Below are 23733 nucleotides of genomic sequence, written 5' to 3' on the forward strand. Positions count from 1 at the left end.
TAGATCCTGTATGAAAACAACTTATCTGCTCCTCTCCTCCGTCTTGTTACTGGGATGTTTATCCGCCTGCAACATTTTCACCCAGAAACAAAAAGCACTGAAAACGAACGACGGAAGTATCGTCACTGTTGAAACAGGCGGAAACGAACTGACCGTGTGCGACTTCGCCCTCGTGAAAGACACTATCGACGTGCCGCTCAGCGAATTTGTCGAAGACTGCCGCATCATACGTTTCGACAACTCTGACTCCGCCATGTTCAAAGCCTGGTTCACACTCGTCACCGACCAGTATATCGGGGTACGGCAACAAAGCGGCGGACCGTTCAAACTCTTCGACAAAGAGGGTAAATTCCTGCACGACATCGGCTCCGTAGGCAATGGGGCCGGAGAATATGCCGTATCCATTTACGATGAAGTCATCGACGAAAAGAACGACCGTATCTTCCTCTCACCTTTCTATGGCCGGAAGATCATGGTGTACGGCACGAATGGCAAATGGATCAAGGACATCCCGCTTCCGGGACAGATCAACAAACCTAAATTATCGCTCAATGCAGACGGCACATTATCCGTCGTACACATGCCATTCCAGGAAGGGGAACCGCTTGCCTTCCAAGTGGATATGGAAGGAAACATCCTGAAACAGATCCCGGCAACCGCCAAAACGACAGTGTCGGACTTCAACGGAGAAGTTTTCTCTTACAAAAACGGCAACGATTTCGATTTCTTCCACACCAGCATAGACACTCTTTTTGTCTACGATCCTGTCGGCAACCGGTTATTGCCTGAATTTACCATGACTTTCCCGAACCCGGAAGAGAAACCGATACATCTATACTACCGGCTCCCGAATCACTTCATGGTCAATTATTATTTCTGGGGGAAAAACGGTCCGGAAAATGGCGGAGATATCCTGATTGATAAAAAGAAGAATGCTTCCTCCCATTTCCGTCTGATAAACGACTTCTACGGAAACCTCCCCATCCCCGGATCAGGCCACAATTTCTACCAGGGATATTTTATCCGGAATATGGAACCGGGACAACTGGCCGAACAGATAGAAAAACATCTCGCCTCCGGCAAATGCCCCAGCCAGGACAGAAAGAAACTCGAAGAACTGGCCGCAACGCTGGATGAGAATGATAATAATGTGTTGTTTGTCGGGAAGTTGAAGAAGTAAAGGGGGTACGGGGATAGGACCCGAAGGGTCCACAATGTCGCTAAATAACTCAATCATTTCTAAATACGAAACCCCGGGGGATTCGTATTCCCGGGGTTTGTTTTGTCTGCCTTCGCTTTTCACAAAGATAGGACAGAAGAACTTTATTCCATGCAACCCGCCAGACAATTTATCCCCGCCCGCTACCAAAATGTTCCATGAAATTGTTTTTAACTACCCGTTGAAAGCATAAATGAAGATTTGCTTGTATCTTTGCAGCCGGTAAAACATTAAAATAATCCATATGTCAATCTCACGCTTTAATGCAGTGGAGAAAGCTTCCAACCGTAAGGCCGTAGAAGCCGTCACTCCCAAACAGAAAGTATCCGAGTACTATGGCGAGAACGTATTTAACCGCAAGGCTATGCAAAAGTATCTCTCCAAGGAAACGTACAAAGCCCTGACCCACGCCATTGATAACGGAACACCTATCGACCGCGAAATAGCCAACCATGTGGCAGCCGGTATGCGTATGTGGGCACTGGAAAAAGGAGTTACCCATTATACACACTGGTTCCAGCCCCTGACCGACGGGACAGCCGAAAAACACGACGCTTTTGTCGAACACGACGGTAACGGCGGTATGATTGAAGAATTTAGCGGCAAACTGCTCGCACAGCAGGAACCGGATGCGTCCAGCTTCCCCAACGGCGGACTGCGCAACACGTTCGAAGCCCGCGGTTATTCTGCCTGGGACCCCTCCTCCCCCGCATTTATTGTAGACGACACCCTCTGTATCCCGACAGTCTTCATCGCCTATACCGGCGAGGCTCTCGACTACAAAACACCGCTGATACGTTCTGTCGAAGCACTGAACAAAGCAGCGAAAGATATTTGCAACTATTTCAACGAAGATGTTCACAAAGTAATCACATACCTGGGCTGGGAACAGGAATATTTCCTGGTGGACGAGGAGCTTTACTCCGCCCGTCCGGACCTCTCACTGACGGAACGCACGTTGCTGGGGCACGAAAGTGCCAAGAACCAGCAGCTCGACGACCATTATTTCGGCGCCATCCCTTCACGCGTACAGGAGTTCATGAAAGACCTGGAAGTGGAATGTTACAAGCTGGGCATCCCGGTGAAAACCCGTCATAACGAGGTGGCCCCGAACCAGTTCGAGCTGGCGCCCATCTATGAAGAATGCAACCTGGCCAACGACCATAACCAGTTGTTGATGTCGGTCATGAAACGTGTTTCACGCCGCCACAACTTCCGCGTGCTGCTTCACGAAAAACCGTTCATGGGTGTGAACGGCTCGGGTAAACATTGCAACTGGTCGATGGGAACCGATACAGGCATCAACCTGTTCTCGCCGGGCAAGGACCGCGAAGACAACCTGCGTTTCATCACCTTCGTGGTCAATACGCTGATGGCCGTCTATAAATTCAACGGGCTGCTGAAAGCCAGTATCGCTTCGGCAACCAACGCCCACCGTCTGGGGGCCAACGAAGCGCCTCCCGCCATTATCTCTTCCTTCCTGGGTACACAAATCAGCGAGGTACTGGATAAATTCGAAAACAGTTCGATTGAAGATGCCATCGAGGTGGACGACAAGAAACGCCTGAGCCTCGGCTTCGGGCAGATTCCCGAACTGCTGCTGGACAATACGGACCGCAACCGCACGTCGCCGTTCGCTTTCACCGGCAACCGTTTCGAGTTCCGTGCTCCGGGTTCGTCCGTCAACTGCGGTTCGGCCATGCTGGCTGTCAATTCTGCCGTAGCCTATCAGTTACAACAGTTCAAGAAGGACGTGGAAGCGCTCCAGGCAGCAGGCAAGAGCAAGGAAGTGGCTATCTTCGAAACATTGAAGGCTTATATCAAAGAATCCAAACCCATCCGTTTCGACGGCAACGGTTACTGCGACGAATGGAAGGCGGAAGCTGCCCGCCGCGGCCTGGATTGCGAAAACAGCGTTCCATTGCAATACGACGCTTACCTGAAGCCGGAAGTAATCCGCATGTTCAGGGAAACAGGCGTATTGAGCGAAAAGGAGCTGGAAGCCCGCAACGAAGTGAAATGGGAAATCTATATCAAAAAAGTACAAATCGAAGCCCGCGTCCTGGGAGATTTGTCCATGAACCATATCATCCCGGTCGTATTGCATTACCAGTCTTTGCTGTTGAGCAATATCACCAAGCTGAAAGAGACGTTCAGTCCGGAAGAATATGAGGAACTGTCTGCCGAACCGCGCCGCCTGGTACGCAAAATATCCAAGCACGTAAATGCCGTAACACGCATGACGGACGAGATGATCGAAGCCCGCAAGAAGGCGAACGTCATCACCGACTACCGCAGCAAGGCGATCGCTTATCACGACACGGTCGTTCCGTTCCTGGATGATATACGCGAACATATCGACGAACTGGAATTGATGGTGGACAACCAGATGTGGCCGTTGCCGAAATACCGCGAACTACTGTTCATCCGGTAAAAGTAACAGAATCCAAAATAACAGGAGGTGCATCAAAAGTTTATTTTGATACACCTCCCCTTTTTTACATTGACCTGTTAAAATCAGTAAGTGCTTGATAAAATGCCTCGATATTCTCAGCCGGAATATGGGGCGGGACATCACAACCTGTCGACAAAACGAAATTCTTCCATGCTTTGGTCTGCTGTAACAGATTCATAGTCGCGGTATATACTTCTTCTGACGAGGACTGTTTAAAAAGACCGACCGGGTCCAGATTCCCCATCACCAGACGGTCTTCCGGACAGTTGGCAAGGGCATCCTGCATATCGATCTTATTACCGAAATGAAGTGCAGCCGCTCCCGACTGAACCATAGCCTCCGTACAATGGCCTGCATTTCCGCAGTTATGCAGGATTACGATAAAATGTTCGTCCTGCACGGCCTCCACCACCTGGCGGACATAGGTCGTCGAATAAAGCAGCGAATCCTCATTTGAAATCAGCCCGGCAGCCGGTTCCGCCATTATCACGCCATGAACGCCTGTCTCCTTAATCGCACGGCAGTAATCGATCAGGAAACGGGTACATTTCTCCAACAGGACAGTGATGTTCTCCGGCTCCACATAAAGGGCAATCATCAGTTCGGACAAACCGAACAAACGTCCTGCCAGTGAAAACGGACCGATACAGCCGGCAAAGACAGGCTTGTCCTTCACACGTTCCGCCGTCAGACGGTTCGCTTTCAGATACTCGGGGACACGTGCGGTATCCAGAGACGGTATCTGTAAATTATCAATCGACTCCTTATCGGATACCAGCGGTTCCGTTACGCTGGGCACTTCGTCTTCGGGGAAGACCACCTTCGCTCCGAAAGCCTCCGCCTCTACCGTCAGATCCATAATCACGGTCGGGGCGGCCGAAGGATACTGCTCGTTCAACCGGCAGATAGCGTCTGCATGCACCATACCACAGGTGACTGCGTCTCTCACTGTTTTTCCACAGAGTTCAATGCCCGGATGGGTCATGATAGGGATAGCCCTACGTTCTTTTTGCCTGATTGTCTCTTGCAACCATTCTTGTATTTCCATTATTTCTTCTTTCTTTTTCGTTTATAACAGGTTTCCAGTTCACAATACTGGCAACCGTATTTTTTCTCATCTACCTCCGGACCAATACCGATTATTCCGCTGATCGACTTGATGGGAGTCATCAGGCAGACATCAGACAGGCTGATGCCGCAGGGGGCTCCTCCCATGAGCCGGAACAACGTTTTCTGTCCGGTGAGGTGCCAACCGCAATAGCCGGGGCTCAGGCGGTTCGTATGCCGTTCGCCTCCCAGTTCTTTTTCAAGCAGGCGTTCCATCCGGTCGCCGGCTTTCTCGGCAATGCAGGTCCCGATAATATCGGCAATGAAGCATTTCAGGATATCTCCCTCCGCTTTCAGGCTGTCCTGGTATTCCTGAAAAGCCATCCCGGCCGTGGCGGCAAACAGGGCGAACCGTTCGGAGCCTTTCAGCAGGGAAGCGATAGTTCCCCCTACGGGAAAGGGTTCTCCGCCATCCAGGGTAACATATCCGTCATCCACCGTACCGTCGAACAGGCCGAAAGTACAACGGGGAACAGTCCGGGAAGAAACCTCCTTCAGCATGGAAAGGGCCAGTGCCTCCACAGGTTCTTCCGGGGCCGTGTTGCCGTATCCCATCTCGGCAAACAGGTCGTTTGCCGTCAGGGATAACGTGCTAAAATCCAAATTACAATCAAACATACAATCAAGCGGATAACAATGATTTTGCCAGCGTCACGGCGGCATTCGCATTATCACTGTAGCCGTCGGCTCCAATCTGACGGGCAAACGATTCGGATACAGGGGCACCGCCAATCATGACCTTCACCTCCTGGCGGATACCGGTCTTTTCCAGAGCGTCGATCACTTCCTGCATATAATTCATCGTAGTGGTCAGCAAGGCGGAAAGACAAAGAATCTGCGCCTGGTTTTCCTTGATCGCCGTGATAAATTTCTCTGAAGAGATATCCGTTCCCAGATTTATCACTTCAAAGCCGCAACCTTCCAGCATGGAAGCGACCAGGTTCTTTCCGATGTCGTGCAAATCGCCTTTCACCGTACCGATTACCACCTTGCCCAACCGATGCGAAGCAGCTCCTTTCATCAGCGGCTTCAACAGGTCGAGCGCCCCTTTCATGGCACGGGCCGCCATCAACAGTTCAGGGACAAAGGCTTTTCCTTCCTCAAAACGTTTTCCGATATCCTCCATGGCCCGCGACATATACTCATTGATAATCAGTTGCGGGTCTACATTCTCTGCTATCGCCTCGGTTGTCACTGCCTTGGCGACATCGAGTTTTCCTTTTAAAATAGCTTCATACAAACTCTCTAAATCTGCCATAACTTTATTTCTTTTAAATTATTGATTCCGTAATTCACGCAGGGTTTCAATCATTGCCACCACATTCCTGACCGGCGCATTGGCCTGGATATTATGGACGGCATTGAAAATGAATCCTCCGTCTTTTCCCAGTATCTCGCATTCCTGCAAAACATGGCTGCGCACTTCTTCGGGTGTTGCATTCGGCAGGATACGCTGGGTATCGATACCGCCACCCCAGAAAGTGACCTGGTTGCCGTATTCCTTTTTCAGGACCACAGGGTCCATATCCTTCGCATTAATCTGCACCGGGTTGATGATATCGAAACCCGCCTCCACCAGACCGGGAAGAATCGGCAGGATAGCCCCGCAGGTATGCTTGAACACTTTCCAGGTAGTATGCTCATGAATCCAGTCGTTCATCCGTTTGTAATGGGGAAGCCACAGTTCCCTGAAGGTATCCAGCGAACAGAACTGGGAGTCCTGGGTACCGAAATCGGTCCCGCAGGTGAAGACCACGTCTACCTTCTCGCCGACGGTATCCCACAACCGTTGGTAGTTTGCGATAGCTATATCGGTCTGTTTCTCAAAGACCGTCTGCACATAGTCGCGGCGCATGGCGGTCGACATATACCACTCGGCCACGTTGCGGATACCTTTCGGGTTCTTCAATCCCATGCCGGGCACAAAAGCGATATCGCCCAAAGCCGTCCCGCCGAAGCTCGCAACAACGGCCTTTCCGGTTGCTGCGGCCTGCTCCACAGTCTTTTTATAGTATTGCAAATCTTCGTCGGAAACAGGGCCGAACTCTTCCAGGTTATCCTCCGGAGTAATGGCCTCGTCGTCCACATATTCCTGCCTTTCCGTCGCGTTGATGAAATAACAGCCCGAAGGCATGATGGCACTGGGCGGATAGGAACGGTCGCCACCGGCATAAATGTACACGTCGCCTTCCTTATCCGTCGTCAGGTCGATGCCGGAGGCAATCATTACTTTTTGCCCCCAGGGAGTAACCTGCTCGTGTAATTGGGTTTCGTCGATATCGAACATATCCTTGCGTCCGAAGACGGGGACACAGTCAATACCCATTATTTCCTGCAAATCCTCCTCTATCTCACCCAGCATCTGAAAGGGTTCGATGACACGGACGGGGTGAGGGTCCAGTCCGTAATGTTGTCTCAGCGCCTCCACGACCTTGCAATGGATACCGGTAACGGAAGTGGCTCCGAAGTCCACCGGTATCCGGTCGGGGGTGCTATGGTTCAATGCGTTTTGAACACGTTGTTTTGATGTCATATTCATGTGTATTTAAGATTACCATACTTTGATTCTGATCGTTCCGTCCTTGATAGATTCAAGAGGGCCCGGCTTGGGTTGATTGCCACGGGCATTACCCAGATAGTCGGTGGCAATATCGATCGGGCTGCCGTCCGGTTGTTCGTAAGCCTGCCGGGGTAGTTTCGCTTTCCCGAGTCTTCCGGTCGTTACGCGAGAAGTCTGCAAGCCGTCCAGGCCTTGTACCGAAAGAGAGAGGTAGACGCCATCGGCGGTTTCTTCAACTTTCACATCCGGTTTAAAGTCAGGGAGAACGACTTTATTCTTTTCTCCTTCGAAAGGCAAAGCGCCGTTGTAGTAGACATTTCCATCCACCATCATCGGATAGACGGTCTTATTATAATCTGCCAGGCCGTATTTCCGTTTGCTGTCTTTCTCGTTTGCGGGAAGGACCGTGGCAAAGAGGTTGTTGATATAACGGTCGTCCCCTCCCGGGATGATGGATAAGCCGGCAACCTCTGTCGAATGAGGAAGGAAATAAGGGGTATACCGTCCGTGTTCCACATAGCGGTAAATGTCTCCGGCAATCAGGTTATGCACATAGGCGCCTCCCTGGGATTGTTCCAGGATGCTCCGGCGGGATGCAAAGATATTATTGTCTACCAGGAACGGGCCGTGGTTTACCTCCAGGAACAGGTCCTCCATGTCATTATCATAGAACAAGTTGCCCGATACGCGGGTTCCCTGCGTCATCCAGTCCAGCCAAAGGGCACGGCCGGCGTTATGGATACGGTTATGGATAATCCGTGTATCCACAGCGGCATGGAATTTGATACCTCCGATCTCGGCGCCGGTAAACTGGCGTTTCACCCAGATATCGTGGATATGGTTGTTTTCGATCAGGCTGAAAGCGGCTCCCATACTTCCGCATATACCGGTCTGCTCGCAATGGGATATTTCATTATTGCGAACGATATGCGAACCGATATTCTCCTTATTCCATCCGTTCCGGATTGTATTGAAAGTGACTTCGATATAATGCAGGGAACCGTCGAGGCTTGTATCGTTCAGCCAGACGTTATGTCCGGTCTTACGTTCTTTTCCCAGAGTGATACCCGAACATTTGGAGTTGCTGATGATATTGTTTTCGATAATCCATCCTTTATTCCAATGGGTCGCTATCATACCGATCTGTTCGGCAGTCGGCGCTCCCCACTGGGTTGCAGCCTGGCTGATATAAAAGCCTTGGATAGTCAAGTAGTCGACCCCTTGTTTCTCCGGATAAAAGCAGGTGGGGCGGGTACTTATTTCTACCAGTTCTTTATTCGGGTCGTATGTATGGAAATTGGCCCAGATGGTGGTATTGACACCATCGTTTTCACAATACCAGGTGTAGGTGGAACCTTCCTTGTCCTTACTTTTTTCATTAGGGACAGGGGTCAGTACCTTATCCAGTGTTTCCTTTTCATACAGGGATTTGTTATTCAGGAATACCTCTCCGGTATGATGTTCACGCCCCATACCTTCAAACCAGTCACCGTAGATCAGGTCGATATAAGGATTATAATCCCCGAAGAAAGTATTCGGTATCGTTACCTTCCAGACGCCGTTTTTCTCCTTTGTCCAGTTAGTGATCCTTTCCGAGCCTTTTATCTCGACCTTTTCACCGGGGGCCGCCCGATAGACAATTCGTTTATCATCGCTCTCACCTCCGCGGGGTGGATTTACCCATTCCCGGTACGTTCCCGCATGTACGGTAATTATATCACCCGGAAAAGCATATTCCGCTGCTTTCCCGATAGTCCGGAAAGGGGCTTTTTCGGTTCCTTCGTTTGCATCGTTCCCCTTGATAGAAACATGGTATTCTTTTGCCTGCACTGCTGCGCAACACAACAAGAGTAGTGTAAAAAACAGTTGTTTTCTTCTCATGGCATCTCTATTGATTTATTGTATATCGTACTGTAAGTATGATGCAAATATAGAGGGTACCATGCCGATAAAAAATAGCAAAACATTGCTTATTTTGTGGATTATTCCTGCATAAAACAGGACAGTAGTGTTAGGTCTCCCCACACTACTGTCCTGAATAGAGTAACACTACTGTGCTACCCCTGCTAGCACTACTATACTATCCCAAATAACGCTTCTTAGTATTCCAATCTCAATGTTATTTGTCCATACGGAGCCATCACCAGATTGCCGTCGGTTCTCTCTCCGGCTATCTCTTCCCGGTCACAGACAGAAATACGCACCGGGACCTTTTTAGGAAAAGACAGTTTTACGCATTCCTCTTTGTCGGACAAGGAACGAAGGCGGACGATCAAAGCACGGTCGCTTTCCAGTGATTTGATAATCGTCGAGTACACTTTCCGGTTGTCGACAGCTATCAATGGCTGAACCTGCGGATCTTTATCTGCCGTAACGTATACCAGCGGTTGCGATTGTTCCATTCCGAAACGGTTCGCTTCCACCACATCGTAAGCTTCATGCGGATACAAACGGTAACGGAATTGGACAGGACCATCTTGGGTCAACGGGAAGTTCGTATGCCAGTGGTTATTCATCACCCATGAATAAACGGTTGAACTCGGTTCGAGCTTCTCCAACCAATTTCCCTTGTCTCCCCAACCGAGTGCGATGTTTGCCGTACGGTTGCCATACTCAAAGAGAGGAGCATCCAACGAGCACCAGGTGACGCCATGAGTCGCATTCGATACGTCCAGCCACCGCTGCATCGCAAGCCAGTTACGGTTACCCTGCGGCCACTGGTCCTTTTCCACTTCCATCACTCCCCAGGGAATATCGACACGGGTCTTTGAGTTCGGCAGATTGAAGGCAAAGCCAAAATGAATGCCGTCTTTCTCCACCAAAGGCAATTTATCCACGACATTGGAGATTTCCACCCATGGCTGGCCTGCCAACAAACGGACAGAACGGGAGACACTCCGGCAACCGGTTGCTTTCGATACCACGCGCAGTTCTACAGCCAAAGGACCTTCTTCCACTACAGAAACAGATAATACCGTATCCGCCTGAGGAGCATCCACATTCGCCGGCAACCAGGAGAATGTATTGGCTCCCTCGCCGATATAGTTATATTCAGCACCTTTCTTCAATAAAGAAACAATATTACCGGTTGCCTGGTCCACATGCACCGTCAGACAATCGTTTTCCAGTGTCGTTCCCTCTATTTTGCAACTGCCCGACAAAGAACATTTGCCTTCCACTACCCGAAAATGACGGGAACTCAATGCTGGTACTTCCGGGACATAGAACAACAGCTCACCGGTAGAAAGGCGTTGGGAAAGTACCTCTTTACCATGCTGATCGACCACTTTATCCCCTTTCAAACTCTCCTTTGCCGTCAACCGGATCACACCGCTCTGCGGCCATGAATGCGTATTAAAGACGGCGATACCTCCGTTTGCCGGACCTTCCTTAGGACCCAGTGCCCCATTCGACTTATCTGTGGCAGGAGCCAGCGATTCATCCAGCATATCGATCGAGCGATCTTCGGCTTCATGGAAGTAAGACTGCTTCACTTTCCAGATGGCATCCTGGAAATAAGGTTCGGTTGGGTTCTCAAAGCACCAGGTATGTTCCGAACCTAAAAGGATATAACGCCATGCCTCATCGAAATCTTCACGTGGAGCTTTCCCGCCATCTGCCAGCATGGACCAGATTGTTTCCGCCTGCGTCAACCGCTCTTTGGCATTTCGGTTTTTGGCGGTCAGGCCGGCTGCCGTACCTAAGCCGTCCGTCCAGTATTCCGTATAGTCGCCGGATACGACCGGCAACTGGTCTCCATATTTATCCTCTATCATCGACATGATTTCGTGGCCACCACAAATACGAATCTTCGGGTAGGCATATTTTTCATTCCACTCCTTCACCGCAAAAGGGATATCGGCATCCAAGGGATTGTTGTCCCACAAGGACCAGGAGAACAAGGCAAAATCGTAGGGGTAATTATCTTTCTCCATAGACTCTAACTGCTTGGTAAAGTCTACATTCGCATATCCGGTACGTATTACTTTCGGAACCTTTTCCGGATCACGCTGGCCGAACCACGGACGTCCCGTCTCTCCGCCTTTTCCCATACTCCCGCTATTGGCATAACTGCCAGGTTGGAAAAACAAGACTTTCGACTTTCCATCCGGCCCCAACCACCAAAAAGGCTTACCATCCATATTGGCATGGGCATTTCCCGCCCGGTCGGAATTAGGCCAGGAAATGATATACCGAACTCCCTCCTGTGCCATTACCGGAACAAGTCCCCACGATATGCCCGGAATATCGAACTGTTGGAAAACGTCTGCGGGTTGTCCGCTTAACCGTTGCATTTCCCGTGTAAATTTAAAAATGTGGAACATCTCTTCATCTGTACAAATGCTAGTATTCAGGTTCAGATAACTGGCATCCACACACACTTGTCCCTTCTTGATTGCATCTATGACCCCATCCCGCATCTCCGGATTGGATTGCCATAAGCGTTCGAGCGGCCATCCAATTTCAGGGTTCCACACATAGCGGGCACCCTCCGGATGGCTCTTCGTCTCTTCTGCAAGTTTTATCCCTTCAATGATATTATTCTTGTGAAGCTGTTCTACGTTCTTATGCGTATTGGTATATCCTATATCTACGTGAGCATGGTTGTACAAATAAACATTCCAATGACGCATAGGCATAACACTGACTTTTTGCTTATACACCTTATCCGCCCCACGAAGAACCAAGGTGACTTCCGACTTCTTCCCTGTAGGTACTGTGGAAGGTAACAGAATTTCGACCTCCGTCGAATCTTTCGCATTCAATGCAAAATGGTTCTTTTCTGTTTTTCCTTTGGCTATCACATCTACGGAAAGCTCTCCTTTCAGTTCCTTTCCTTTCAATTTAACCGTTACAATACGCCCGGGAGTTCCGTCCGCCCTGTAACCATAGAGAGGACGCACCACATAATCGACTGAAGATGGAACAACATCTGCATAAATCACAGAAGATAATACAGATGCAAACAAACAATAAGCTATTTTCTTTTTCATTGTATTCAATTTAGGTTCTTCCCCTAACTCTAGTTTTGTCTCTGATATTTTATAACTAAATCACCTCTTTTCAACACCAAATTCTCAGTCGTAAGCTCTTCTATCTGCAATGTGTCCGAAAAAGATATAGTCTGGTAGTTACCTATACTTTTACCCGACAACACCAGCTTGTCTCCATTTTTCACCCAAGACTCATATTGCAGGGTGGCCATATTGATGGAAGTAGCCCTTCCCCCATTCTCTAACGTAACACCTTGTACCATCTCAGGCATACCGGGGACAGGCTCGATCCAGGAACCTTCAATCTGCACATTGCTGCAAGCAGCCAAACCGACTACAGTAAAAAGAGTAAACACACCTTTTGATATATTCATCATCATAACATCGTATTTAAATAATTCAACTTTAAAGCAATTTGAAATGTTTCATACATATTACTTTTTCCTAAACAGAAGACAAGCACCACCACCTGGAGCCAGTTTCAATTTCAAAGTATCCGATTTCGTGACCTTCTTCTGAGAGATCTTCAGTGTCTCGCGGTTCGTCAAATAGTGGGCATCGTCACCGTCTTCCATAATCTGAACATCGTAAGAATCTTCAAGAAGGAAAGAAAGAGGCAAGTCAATTATCCGTCCCGACTCATTTGTGGCTGCTGCTACCAGAATCGCATCATCCGTCTCCCGCATCATCACGATATACGCTCCGATCTCTCCTGCCAGCGTACGGCTTTCTTTCCAGGGCATTTTCTGTGCAGAGAGGAAGTCGAGCAATGCCGGATATTTTTTATAATACTCCGGAATGTCCGGTAAGATGGTTGCTCCGGAAAACACGATTAACGTACGGGCCGCCTCTGAAACCAAAGTAGAAGGTACCAGTTGGTTTTCGTCGACACGGGTTGTATTACCCTGGCGAAGATCAAACATACCATTATTCATATCTATAGGGCCAGCCACCATATTGACGAATACCGTCGTACAGAAAGTAGTCGGAGTAAATACCCGATGGGCATCCAACTGAGCATGGCAAAATTCGCGTGTCACGGCATTCGGCCAGGTACGCATCTGCCCGTAAGGATGTACCGGGCCATCGTGATAGTCGACCAACAGATGATTCTCTGCACAAAGCCGGGTAATCTTTTGTGTCCACAAGTTCTTCTCTTCCTGGCTGCCACGCATGAAACCGTATTTCACCCCGGCAGCCCCCCAGTCGCCATACTGTTTCAATGTTTGTTCGATCGGATATTTCCGTCCGCCCACGTCATTCAGGTATAGCCAGATGCCAACCCCTTTCTCTTTACCGTAAGCGATCAGGTTTTGCACATCTTTCGCCTTATCTCCTTCCACCGGATGGGAATCCGATTCAAACTCGGGACCGTACCAATTGGCATCCAGCACCAAATATTTGAATCCCTGCTCTGCTGCAAAATCAACCATTTTTATCCACGAAGGATAGGACATCGAATAGGTAAAGCCGTCCCATTCTGCCCCGTCGATACGCCAATCCCAAACAGCGACACTCGGTTTCACCCATGAGAAATCCATCTCCGGATCAGGATCAGGGTTCAGCAATTCCAACAAATGGCTATCCACCAGCGCACCAGGAGTCTTACCCGCCATGACCACCCGCCAAGCAGAAGTAAAACCACCCTTCAACTGTCCGAACACACCCGGAGAAGAGGCGACAGAAAGCGTATGCTCCCCTTTGTGCGAAGCCAGCCGCAACGGATCGCCCTCCGTTAAGCAAGCCTCATGCACATTCAGGAACAAATCGCCTGCCACCTGCAAAGTCACATTTGACGGACGAACCGCATCCACTTCGCTCAACTTGACTGGTCCATAGTTTGCATTTTCACCATTATAAAACCAAGCCGTAGGATCTGCTACATAATTATATTGTGTCAATTCACACTCGGCAGCTTCATCCACCCCTTCCGGGATCAGATAACGAAAAGCCAGCCCATCGTCGTAAAGGCGAAATTCGACTGTCAGTTTATTAATACCGGATTGACTGTCCTTATTTTCCAACAGAAGCGTGAGCTGGTTATATTTATCCGGAACTACAGAGCGTTTTCCCCAAACGGGATGCCATTCACCATCCCTACTTGTCTTTTCCTCCTTTGTGACAGTCCAACCGTCTGCCGGAAACTCATTTCCATCTTTCAGACGGTACCCCAAACGGGATGAATCGATCACCATGGCATCCCCTGCGTAAAAACGGTAGATAAGATCACCTTTATCCGACTGCCCGACCTTTACGGACAGACTGCCATCGGGAGATTGCAGCACATACTTACTCTCTCCGGTACAACCAACCAATAATAAAGTCAGTAAACTAAAAATCAAACTATTAACAATGCGTTTCATCTTGTACAAAACTTAATCATGATACATGCTATAAATCAGTCATTATAAAAAATAGGCAACGGCGGAGCATCGACAGGCGTATCGCTATGAGGCAGTTCCTCCGGAGCCACTCCTCCCAATTGAGAACGATACACTTTTAAGCCACGGATCGGTGCATTCCAGATACTGACCAAAGTCCCTTCGCACCCCCGGTCGGGCATCATCTGCGCATGTGTTTCCATATATTGGTCGAATAACAACAAAGCCCGGTTGCATATCTCCTGTGCACGCAGTTTCTCCGATTCAGAGACACTGCCATCAGCCTCTTTACGAATGGTCCGGATCTCGGCTGCCTCCAAGAACGCATCCATATAAATCACCGAACAAAGAACACGGTTCCCCATAAAAGCGAGGTAATCATAAGCCGGGCTCGTTTTATCTACCTGTGCGATCAGTTCAGCCAATAACTGTCCCGCTTCAAAATAATACGTGCGAGCTGTTTGTACATGCTCCTTATTCATCCAAGGGAAAGAACCTCCCGACCGCCAGGCTCCCATCCAACAGAAGCCAATATTACCCAGATACGTCCGGGAGTGATCATTGGCTTGCTGGAGTAATGTCAGTATCTTCTTATATTTCTCCACATCCTTGATAGCCAACCTTCCGGCATACTGTTCGTAAAAGACATCCGGAATCGTTTCCCCTTCCAAAGTAGAAGTCATGGCATAACGGGCTGAAGTCCGGTTTTCTGCTGTCCGCCAATGATTGTATAAGATAGAACCTTGTTGTTCCTCAGGCAACAGCTTCCCGATATGCTCCATCAGGCGTGCATTCCCATCAATCGAGTTCTGATAGAGATACATGAGTCCGTCAAACTCGATCCACGAATAAATTTCGGTGTGACGCATATCGTCCGCTGTCCGGATAAGGTCGGCAACAACTGTTGCCGTGCCACCACTTCCGTGCGAAGCCATCAGGCAGATTTGCGTTTCCGGCAATGTCAGACGAGCCAGGCGGTAAGCACCGTTTGTGTATCGTGTGATCGTGGAATAAATACCCAATTTCAATTCCGGTCCGAAAGCCTCTTTCGCCTGCAACTGTCCAATTGCCTGGGTAATAATGCCCACCTGTGTGTATAACGCATTCAAGTCGGTTTGCTGGGGCTGTATCGGGGCACAAACGATCGAGTCATTCGCGATTTCATTGGGAAAATAAGTTTTCAAGGTGTTCTTTACCTCCTCTGCCGTACATCGTGGTCCCCAACCACCGGTTTCTTCCGTAATCATTTCAAGTGCGTTTATACGGGGATAGGTTTTCCGGATATCTTCGGCAGTCTGCACAGCCTGATCTACACTTGCCAAACGTGGTTCGAAAGACATTTGAACATAAAATCCCAGATCAGCCGCATAATTGACCAATTCCTGCATCCAAGCAACGGCAAACCGGCTACGCTTGCCGGGATCAGTAAATATCGGTTCCGCTTCCGGAATACAAAAGACACTGTCGTTCGTGGAGATATGCTTCTTCAGGAATTCGCTGTCATACATAAAATGAGTATCGCCATAAAAGAAGTTTCCGGCTAATGCCAGACTATCACCCACCTGTGTTTCATACCATTGTCCGGGATAGCTATGGAATGCGATTTTATTGAAACGCATACGCAACAAGGAATTGATATATTCTTTCGCATCGTCAATGGAGTAAGAAGATATATCCATCGGGAAATTCACATGCTGGCGGATACCTCGCCAACGTACTTTAGGAGTAATGCTTTTATCAGTCAACAACGATAGGTCTTTCTTCACAGCCGGTACAGATACCCCTGTCACATCGAACGTATAGCCCAACTCTTCCAGCAAGGTATAAAAAGCATGTGTCACACCGATCTCGTCACCACCGAACATCCTGACCTGATTGTCTTTCAATTGAAAACCGAAGGAGCCATCCGTGATGGTCTGATCCAGACAGAACAGGTAATCCCGATTCGCGGCACCGGGAACCTCTGCCATGTACTTTCTCAAATCACTTTCTACCAATCGCATAGAAGCAGAGGGTGAGGATGAAAAACCTTCATATTTTACCTTCATATTCCTGCAGCCGGTCATAAAAAGACTACAGACAATCCATAATAATACCTGTAACGTTTTGCTATTTGTTTTCATATCTGTTTTTAATGAATGGTCTGAAAAAACTCATGCATCTGCACATCATATTCATCCGGAGTCGTATGCCATTCGGAAAGGCGGGTCACGCCAGTCTTCCGGCAAAGCTCTACGAACTCATCCAGGCGAGTGATCATCTCCGGACGCACCTGCCACTTGCCATTTACCTGCTCAAAACAACGGCCTTCGGACGTTCCCCGCTTCTTGGCTATATTGAACAAGGCATAAGTCAATGGCATATGGGCAACTTTCACCCGCAACAAGATGTCGGGTTGTCCGCTAACAGCCTCCATTGCCTGTTGAAAAAGAGCTTCATAACGCTCCATCAACTCATCACGCAGAAAACCTTTCTCGCTATAATCTTCCGGGTTCATAAAAATCCCCAGCTTTTCGCCGGAAGCCTCCGATTCATCATGTATGATATCTATATACTGGCGTATATAAGGAGCTGCCTCCCGGTAGTAATGCTTCAGGAAATCATCCATCTCCGCCTCCACGTCACAATCCGGATTCCAAAGCAAGCGGGAGATCAAATACTGGCGCAATTCGTAAAACTCACCACCTATTTCACGATTGCCCTGTTGGAAATGCGCATTGGTACCGTTCTCTACAAAAAACTGGATATTGGGCTGCAAGACGCGTAAGTTTGGAAACGGGCTGACCAGATTCCGGAATTGCACCACATAATCCCAAATCATGATATTCCGGGTCAATTTGCCCCATGCACGAAGGTCTTCCCCGAAATCGTCATCCGGATTCGTTGCGATCGGCTTCTGGCGTTCCGACTCAATATCACAAAGCATGATCTGTACATTTTCACGCGGCACAATCGTGCGAGGCGGCTTGCGGCTATATTGATAAGCCAATGTCGAGATCATCTTGTCAGGAAAACGTTCGGCTACCCGATTGACAAAAGCCAGGATCGAACCGCTATGGCTCCCTTCCTGTTCATCCATCGCCGCACACTTCTCGCACTGGCAATACCCATAATTGTCATTTTGACTGACCGACCAGTAAGAGGCATTCGGGAACTGGCCCATCGCTTCTTCCAGATTCTTTACCAGGACATCAAACACATCCGGATTGGAAAGACACAACTGCGAAGTATTCCGTTTCCCGTCAATCAATGCGTAATATTCCGGATGAGTTTTAAAATACAGCGAAGGCGGCACCAGCAGTTCAAACGTATGGACCATATATCCCCATTCGCCATCTGTCACCCCGTCCAACGTACAGTGATCTATTTTATGCCAATCCGAATAGAATGGATCAAACGCATCACGGTAATGCGTATCCCGAAATTGATTAACAGGCACTTGCGTATCATCTATTTTTCCGACCTCCACTTGTTTCAGTTTCGGATAATCCAACACCTTCGACGACAGGCAACGATAGCCGAGATATTGATCGAAAAACGAATAAACCCCATAAAGTGTACCTTTGTCCTTGCCACCGACAATCGCCAATCGCGATCCCTCCGTCCGAATCGTAAAACCGTCCTCTCCAAGCGGCACCGTATCTATGTCCGTACGTTGCGAAGCACCAATAAGGATTTCATGTCTTCTTCCGGCTTCCGTATCCAAAACCACCGGGAGGATAACACCGCTGCTCAATGCCAACAGCCGGCTAAACTCATGGGCGGCATGTTGCTCACTCTCGGTTGCCTTTGGCGAAACAACAATCACATACTCACTCTGTCCCTGATCGGCCAATATCAGCGGCCCCTTTTGACACGAAAGGAGTAGCGACATTACCGCCACTCCTCCGACTATTAAATAATTTTTCATGATATCCCCAATTAATGTCTGATGCAAAATTAACATCATTGCCTTTATCAAAAAATAGCATATTATTGCTAAATCGGTATACTATTATTACAAAACCACAACCTCCTGCACTTCCCCCGGAGACAAAGAGACTGTTCGCTTTTCTTTTCCGAAGAAACCGGACAGGGGTATCCTTGCTTCCTTACCCGTTTCACTAAATATCGTTACCTCTGCCGGGAAACGGGTAGGGTTCGTCAGTTTCAGCACATAACGTCCTTTCTCCGATTTAACTCTTTCTGCCTGGATATTGTCGAATACCGCCAATACATCTTTATCCGGTTGCACATAGATACCGGGGATTTCCGTCACCGTCAACGCCATCGCGCACTCTACCCAAGAGCAAGAGCCGAAGATGCTGCCACCGACATTCTCCTTTCCTTCCCAATCGCTCAGGTTGACACGTTCGCAAGAACCTCCCGGAGGCATGTTCCCGATAGGACGATCTGCCCTGCTGATATATTGGGTTGTTCCGTGGGCTATATCCGTCAACAAATCCAACGCATACCGGTTGCCGGTTGCCCGATAATATTTCAACAGGCAATCGCCTGACCAGGTACAAATCGCTGGAGCACCGTGTTTATTAGCTACACTTGCCCAGAATGCGCCGCACGAACGGGCATCTATCTTACCCATTTCAGACTGAGAGGGGAAACGGAAATCATAAGAGACCGTCCAGCTGGCGCAAATAGGCAATAACTCCGAACAATAGGTGAGCCATTCCTTGTCGCCGGTCACTTCATAAAGCGCCATGTAAGCTTCAAAAAGCCCGAAGGCGGACTCACTATCCGGTGTAGACAATATCTCGCCCGGTCCTCCGGTGGTATATCCCTTCCGGACATAATCGGTATAGTATTTATGTCCTGCCTGTTTGGCAACTTCCAAGTATTTCGGATTCGAATACCTCTGCGACGCCAAAGCCAGGCCGCCACAAACAATCGCGCCTGCCGTTGAATTACCGATACAGATGTCTCCGGTCTCTACATCTACAAAATGCCCGAACTGTCCTTCGCGGTCCCACATCCGGGTAAACGCATCTGCCTGTTTCTGCATAGCCGACTTCCAGTGTGCCGGAACAACCTCCCCTTCCGACTCCAAATAATCGAACTGGCGAAGCGCCATATACAACCAGTCGCCTTGCGAACGAACCAACGATTCATTGTTCTTTAAAGGAGATCCATAACCGAAGCTGACAAACTCCTTCCCATTCCCGTAGGCATTGAACAAACCCGAACGTGCCTGGCTTTTGGAAATAATCACCTCTATATTCTTCTTCGACCGTTCTCTTCCTTGTTCTCCTCCCTTCATCATGATCGGCAAGGTATTCTGGCCACCCCCGACCCATCCCAGTTGCCAGATAAAATTCCAACTGGGATTACCTCCAACTTTACTCAGCCAATACATATCGATATCTTCATCCCAACGCTCCGTCTGATACAGGTTATTCACCAGTTTCCAAGCCTCGCTAAACGGAAGATCCTCCCGACGGTTTACCGGATTATATCCTTTCCGTGCTTTCAAGAAACGTTGGTACAGATCGTTCAAGCTCTTTGCCGGAAAGGTATATACCCGGAAACGGATAGAGACGGTATCCCCTTGTTTGTAATCTGCCGCTTCATCCCCCGATGCAGCAAATCCGGCTCCAACAGCCCGTTTCTCACGCACGGCAGGCGAAGTGATCGTAAAGACACTTTCCGTCTTTGTGTCATTTTCAGCAATCGTCAAACCGTGGTTGCCATTGTTATTTCCTTGGGTTGTTTGTACCATCCAAGCCTTTTTCTTGTCCGGTGCATAAAAGGCCATCAAGGGGGTGGACGCATTCCCGGTTGTCAGCTCTATTTTGGCGGCACCGCTTCCCTTCTTGCCCAAGGTTGGCTGAACCGTGGTCGTCGTCGGCATATCTTTCCGCCACTCGCTCTTGTCATACCAGTAAGGAGGATAGCCGATATTCTTGACATCGAAACGGTTTCCATCATAGACGATAGCGGGAACAAACACATAATTGTCGGCCGACCAGTCCCGGAAAGCAAAGTCAACCCCCACGACAATATCATCCGCATGGCCTTTTTCTAATTTCCAAGTGAGTTCATAGTCGGTTGCATCGGGTTCGTTGGGGACAGACTTCTTATGCACAGTCATTTTCCAACCCGCATGGCTACCTGTCTGTATATTCTCTTGCGTTTGAAGAGATAACGAGGTTTTATTCTTCACCTGTGTTCCCTCATAACTACTAATGAACGGGATAATATCCCCGGACACCGGTTTTAAAGATTGGGCGTTGGCCAACATGACATTCATTCCTGCCAACAAAATCAAATTAATACACGATCTCATAACTCTTCCATTACTATTTTATCCAAACTATTATTTAATTCATTTATCTACAACATCTACAATCATCACCATAATAAACTGTTTATAATATAGTTGTAAACAGTTGTAGATAAAAAAGCATCTACCATATTTCCGTATTATCTACCACTATTTGCCACTTTTCAGCCATTTTTTTGTAAAACAAATCATCTTCCATCTACCAAGTCCGTCCTCCTACTACCATACGCCCAAGTAGTTTTCCCCTAAGGAAACTTTTGTTTTGCGCTTGGAAAACTAAAGTTTCCTGCTGACAAAACTTTAGTTTCCTAGGCAGAAAACTATTTTCACTACCTTATTCCTTTATCCATAGCTTTTCAAGAACGCACCCAAAAGTAAAATAGAAAGATAAAATATCCACATACAGTGGTAGATACAGCTAAATAATTGTAGATACTTTCCTATCTACAACCATCTACAACTAGTTTGTTTTTCATACCCCTAAAAGCATAGTTGTAGATATTGTAGATATTAAAAAAACTTTTCCTCTCCCTTCTATTCTAATACCTTATACTTCAAGTATGAATAGTCTGCCGGACTCCCGATTTCAAACTCCAACATGCCATCCGGTGATACCTGTTTGGTAAATGTCTTTCCTGTCCGAATATCTGTTATGCCCAATTTCTTTCCTGCCAAAAACTTCAAACGGATTTCATGGGCTGGCTGCTGGTTGTGCAACTCACGGAACAGCAAGAAGTATCCACCATCCTGTTTGTCATTGATAAACTGGAAACCGGCCCAAGCCTCATTCGTCGGGGTCTCCCCGATCGGGAAACTATAACAATCGAACATCTCCTTGCGGTGCTCCTTATAAAGAGCTATCAGTGACTTCAACTCCTGACGGCCAGCTTCGTCCAAGTATTGTGCACTCTGGAAAAAGACCGGGATAAACGGCAATCCCATGGCAAAACAATACCCATGCCCGTGCTTGTCGGCATCGCTATACCGTGTATCGACCCGCTTCGGATTTTGGAGTAATACCTGCAACTTGTTACTGTTAAAATATTTACTCATCAGCCAATGTTGACGCAACACATGATAGGGCACCATGATCAAATGTTCGGGGAGTGCCTCCTGTATGTTCTGGAAATAGATACTGCCATATTCCTTCGCATAATACCAGCCATAACGGGGATCGTCATATTCCGGACAGAAAGAGAACTGTGTTTTCATCCAACGACGCTTCATGATCTCACGGATGTTCTTAAAACGGTTCTCGAAAGCCTCCCGGTTATTCAGATGGTCGAAATCGACTTTCCAAGTCACCACATTCGCATCTTCCAGATTCCATAATAGGTCTTTTTGCTTCGCACGTCGGATGGCGATCCACAATCCCAGATCCACCTTGTTCTTTTCACAAGCCGCCTTGATGTTTTTCCATTGATCCGGATAGCTGGGAAGAAAGACCTCCTTTTCACCGCCCCACGGATTGATCTGCCAACCATCGTCGATGCGCAACACGTCTACGCCCAAATCTGCCAAGAGAGGTATTTCTTTCAGTAGATAATCCTCTTTCGCGAACTGCGCGCCACCCGGATCGGCCGGTCCCCAAGTATCATTGATGATCATGATGTCGCGCTCCGGAAAAACCGGATAGCGGGCACGGTCGAAACGTTTCAAGGCAAGCTGCATACCATCGTTTCCACCTTCATAGACAATCGTCCACGTCGCCCAACACTCACGGAAACGATCCGTCACGATCTCTTTCGGCTGCAAGCCCCATCCCGTTACCGAAAGCCCTTTCGGACCGGCATAGAAACTTCCGGTATTATGTCCTTGCTGATTGACACATTTATGGGATTCTTTCACTACACAAACACCGTTCCCGTCGTAATCGACACCGACACCACTCGCCCAATTTATATCTTCGTCCTGAAAGACCGGATAACCCACTACCCGTTCCTCTTTCAGCATATCCCGACTTTGGTCGTGGCGTGACCCCGGGTTATTGTAATAGCCCCAATAGAGGCGTTCGTTCTTGACCGAGAAATCCAACGGTACATATTCCGTCTGACCGCTGGGAACCGACAGGGTATGCCCGAAATAATTCCGCGTCGTTTCCTTTTCCGGCAGACCTTCCGGATTAAAACCATCCATCGCCTTCACACGCAATTGCGTACGAATCCCCGGCGCATCCGGGAAAACCCATACAACATGCTGTATCTCCAGCCGGGCAGAATCATAGCGAAGATGGGTTATCAATTCCAAATGGGGATTGATAAAGCCATCATCATCACTCTTACGCGCTTCCAAAGACACAAAGGTTGCCTGCGAATTGGGATTGATAGCCCCCGGCAGATTCCAGTCGCAAGTAATCTCAGGTCTCTCCTTTCCCCATTCTTGATTCAACGACAGGTCTTTTATGGAGATTGTTTTCAATCCGGTTTTATTCCAACACCATTTACGTTCGATCTTCCCGGTCGAGGCGATTAGGGTATCACCGACAACCGATACTTTAGCACCTTTTAGTTTTTTACTATATCCATCGGGAAGGGTTTGAGCTGTTATTCCTCCGGATAATAAAGACAGGATAACTCCTGATACTATCACTAAATTCTTTTTCATCCTATTTCCATTTATAGTTTACGACACCATTTTTCTACTCTTCTCATTATATCTAATTCCTCCTTTTCGAGTTCGTTGCCATCCACAAAATATACTTTTGTTATCCAGGTATAAAAGAACGGGGAAAATCAAGACT

Annotated in this window: 14 protein-coding genes; 2 read left to right on the forward strand and 12 right to left on the reverse strand. The window is 48.3% G+C overall.

Features of this window, described 5'->3' with window-relative positions; all coding sequences use genetic code 11:
- Positions 1-10 precede the first annotated feature (10 nt).
- Positions 11-1180, forward strand: coding sequence for a DUF4934 domain-containing protein (locus NBH14_RS18105; protein WP_186960466.1), 1170 nt, complete (start codon positions 11-13; stop codon positions 1178-1180).
- Between the two features lie 283 nt (positions 1181-1463).
- A complete protein-coding gene (locus NBH14_RS18110) occupies positions 1464-3653 on the forward strand; it encodes a glutamine synthetase III family protein (RefSeq protein ID WP_186960465.1) in 2190 nt (729 codons plus the stop codon).
- Between the two features lie 64 nt (positions 3654-3717).
- Here NBH14_RS18110 and NBH14_RS18115 read toward each other — a convergent pair whose 3' ends face one another.
- From NBH14_RS18115 to NBH14_RS18170, 12 genes are all read right to left on the reverse strand, one after another.
- Positions 3718-4722, reverse strand: coding sequence for a uroporphyrinogen decarboxylase family protein (locus NBH14_RS18115; RefSeq protein ID WP_186960464.1), 1005 nt, complete (start codon positions 4720-4722; stop codon positions 3718-3720).
- Positions 4722-5399: a vitamin B12 dependent-methionine synthase activation domain-containing protein gene (locus NBH14_RS18120; RefSeq protein ID WP_250817696.1), complete on the reverse strand. Its 678-nt coding sequence runs from the start codon at positions 5397-5399 to the stop codon at positions 4722-4724. Before NBH14_RS18120 ends, NBH14_RS18115 begins: the two co-directional genes overlap by 1 nt.
- A 4-nt stretch (positions 5400-5403) precedes the next feature.
- A complete protein-coding gene (locus NBH14_RS18125; RefSeq protein ID WP_046145284.1) occupies positions 5404-6039 on the reverse strand; it encodes a cobalamin B12-binding domain-containing protein in 636 nt (211 codons plus the stop codon).
- Between the two features lie 18 nt (positions 6040-6057).
- A complete protein-coding gene (locus NBH14_RS18130; protein WP_446500456.1) occupies positions 6058-7314 on the reverse strand; it encodes a uroporphyrinogen decarboxylase family protein in 1257 nt (418 codons plus the stop codon).
- An 18-nt stretch (positions 7315-7332) separates the two neighbouring features.
- Positions 7333-9222: a right-handed parallel beta-helix repeat-containing protein gene (locus NBH14_RS18135; RefSeq protein ID WP_250817698.1), complete on the reverse strand. Its 1890-nt coding sequence runs from the start codon at positions 9220-9222 to the stop codon at positions 7333-7335.
- Positions 9223-9440: 218 nt separating this feature from the next.
- A complete protein-coding gene (locus NBH14_RS18140) occupies positions 9441-12335 on the reverse strand; it encodes a glycoside hydrolase family 38 C-terminal domain-containing protein (protein WP_250817699.1) in 2895 nt (964 codons plus the stop codon).
- Between the two features lie 29 nt (positions 12336-12364).
- Positions 12365-12715, reverse strand: a complete 351-nt coding sequence (locus NBH14_RS18145) for a lipocalin-like domain-containing protein (RefSeq protein WP_250817700.1) — start codon at positions 12713-12715, stop codon at positions 12365-12367.
- Between the two features lie 54 nt (positions 12716-12769).
- The gene (locus NBH14_RS18150; RefSeq protein ID WP_186960447.1) at positions 12770-14698 is read right to left on the reverse strand and encodes a glycoside hydrolase family 97 protein; all 1929 of its coding nucleotides are present in this window, start codon (positions 14696-14698) and stop codon (positions 12770-12772) included.
- Positions 14699-14733: 35 nt separating this feature from the next.
- Positions 14734-16839, reverse strand: coding sequence for a hypothetical protein (locus NBH14_RS18155; protein WP_186960446.1), 2106 nt, complete (start codon positions 16837-16839; stop codon positions 14734-14736).
- Between the two features lie 8 nt (positions 16840-16847).
- Complete coding sequence (locus NBH14_RS18160; protein ID WP_186960445.1) at positions 16848-18626, reverse strand: glycoside hydrolase family 20 protein; 1779 nt, start codon at positions 18624-18626, stop codon at positions 16848-16850.
- An 87-nt stretch (positions 18627-18713) separates the two neighbouring features.
- Positions 18714-20996, reverse strand: coding sequence for a hypothetical protein (locus tag NBH14_RS18165; protein ID WP_186960444.1), 2283 nt, complete (start codon positions 20994-20996; stop codon positions 18714-18716).
- Positions 20997-21527: 531 nt separating this feature from the next.
- Positions 21528-23597: a hypothetical protein gene (locus NBH14_RS18170; protein ID WP_186960443.1), complete on the reverse strand. Its 2070-nt coding sequence runs from the start codon at positions 23595-23597 to the stop codon at positions 21528-21530.
- Positions 23598-23733: the final 136 nt, after the last annotated feature.

The organism is Parabacteroides caecihominis (assembly GCF_023656785.1).
Taxonomy (GTDB): domain Bacteria; phylum Bacteroidota; class Bacteroidia; order Bacteroidales; family Tannerellaceae; genus Parabacteroides; species Parabacteroides segnis.

Coding starts and splice junctions, on each gene's coding strand:
- NBH14_RS18155 (WP_186960446.1), bottom strand. CDS start 16,839: ATGAAAACAAATAGCAAAACGTTACAGGTATTATTATGGATTGTCTGT.
- NBH14_RS18140 (WP_250817699.1), bottom strand. CDS start 12,335: ATGAAAAAGAAAATAGCTTATTGTTTGTTTGCATCTGTATTATCTTCT.
- NBH14_RS18145 (WP_250817700.1), bottom strand. CDS start 12,715: ATGATGATGAATATATCAAAAGGTGTGTTTACTCTTTTTACTGTAGTC.
- NBH14_RS18150 (WP_186960447.1), bottom strand. CDS start 14,698: ATGAAACGCATTGTTAATAGTTTGATTTTTAGTTTACTGACTTTATTA.
- NBH14_RS18120 (WP_250817696.1), bottom strand. CDS start 5,399: ATGTTTGATTGTAATTTGGATTTTAGCACGTTATCCCTGACGGCAAAC.
- NBH14_RS18160 (WP_186960445.1), bottom strand. CDS start 18,626: ATGAAAAATTATTTAATAGTCGGAGGAGTGGCGGTAATGTCGCTACTC.
- NBH14_RS18110 (WP_186960465.1), top strand. CDS start 1,464: ATGTCAATCTCACGCTTTAATGCAGTGGAGAAAGCTTCCAACCGTAAG.
- NBH14_RS18115 (WP_186960464.1), bottom strand. CDS start 4,722: ATGGAAATACAAGAATGGTTGCAAGAGACAATCAGGCAAAAAGAACGT.
- NBH14_RS18170 (WP_186960443.1), bottom strand. CDS start 23,597: ATGAAAAAGAATTTAGTGATAGTATCAGGAGTTATCCTGTCTTTATTA.
- NBH14_RS18130 (WP_446500456.1), bottom strand. CDS start 7,314: ATGACATCAAAACAACGTGTTCAAAACGCATTGAACCATAGCACCCCC.
- NBH14_RS18165 (WP_186960444.1), bottom strand. CDS start 20,996: ATGAGATCGTGTATTAATTTGATTTTGTTGGCAGGAATGAATGTCATG.
- NBH14_RS18135 (WP_250817698.1), bottom strand. CDS start 9,222: ATGAGAAGAAAACAACTGTTTTTTACACTACTCTTGTTGTGTTGCGCA.
- NBH14_RS18105 (WP_186960466.1), top strand. CDS start 11: ATGAAAACAACTTATCTGCTCCTCTCCTCCGTCTTGTTACTGGGATGT.
- NBH14_RS18125 (WP_046145284.1), bottom strand. CDS start 6,039: ATGGCAGATTTAGAGAGTTTGTATGAAGCTATTTTAAAAGGAAAACTC.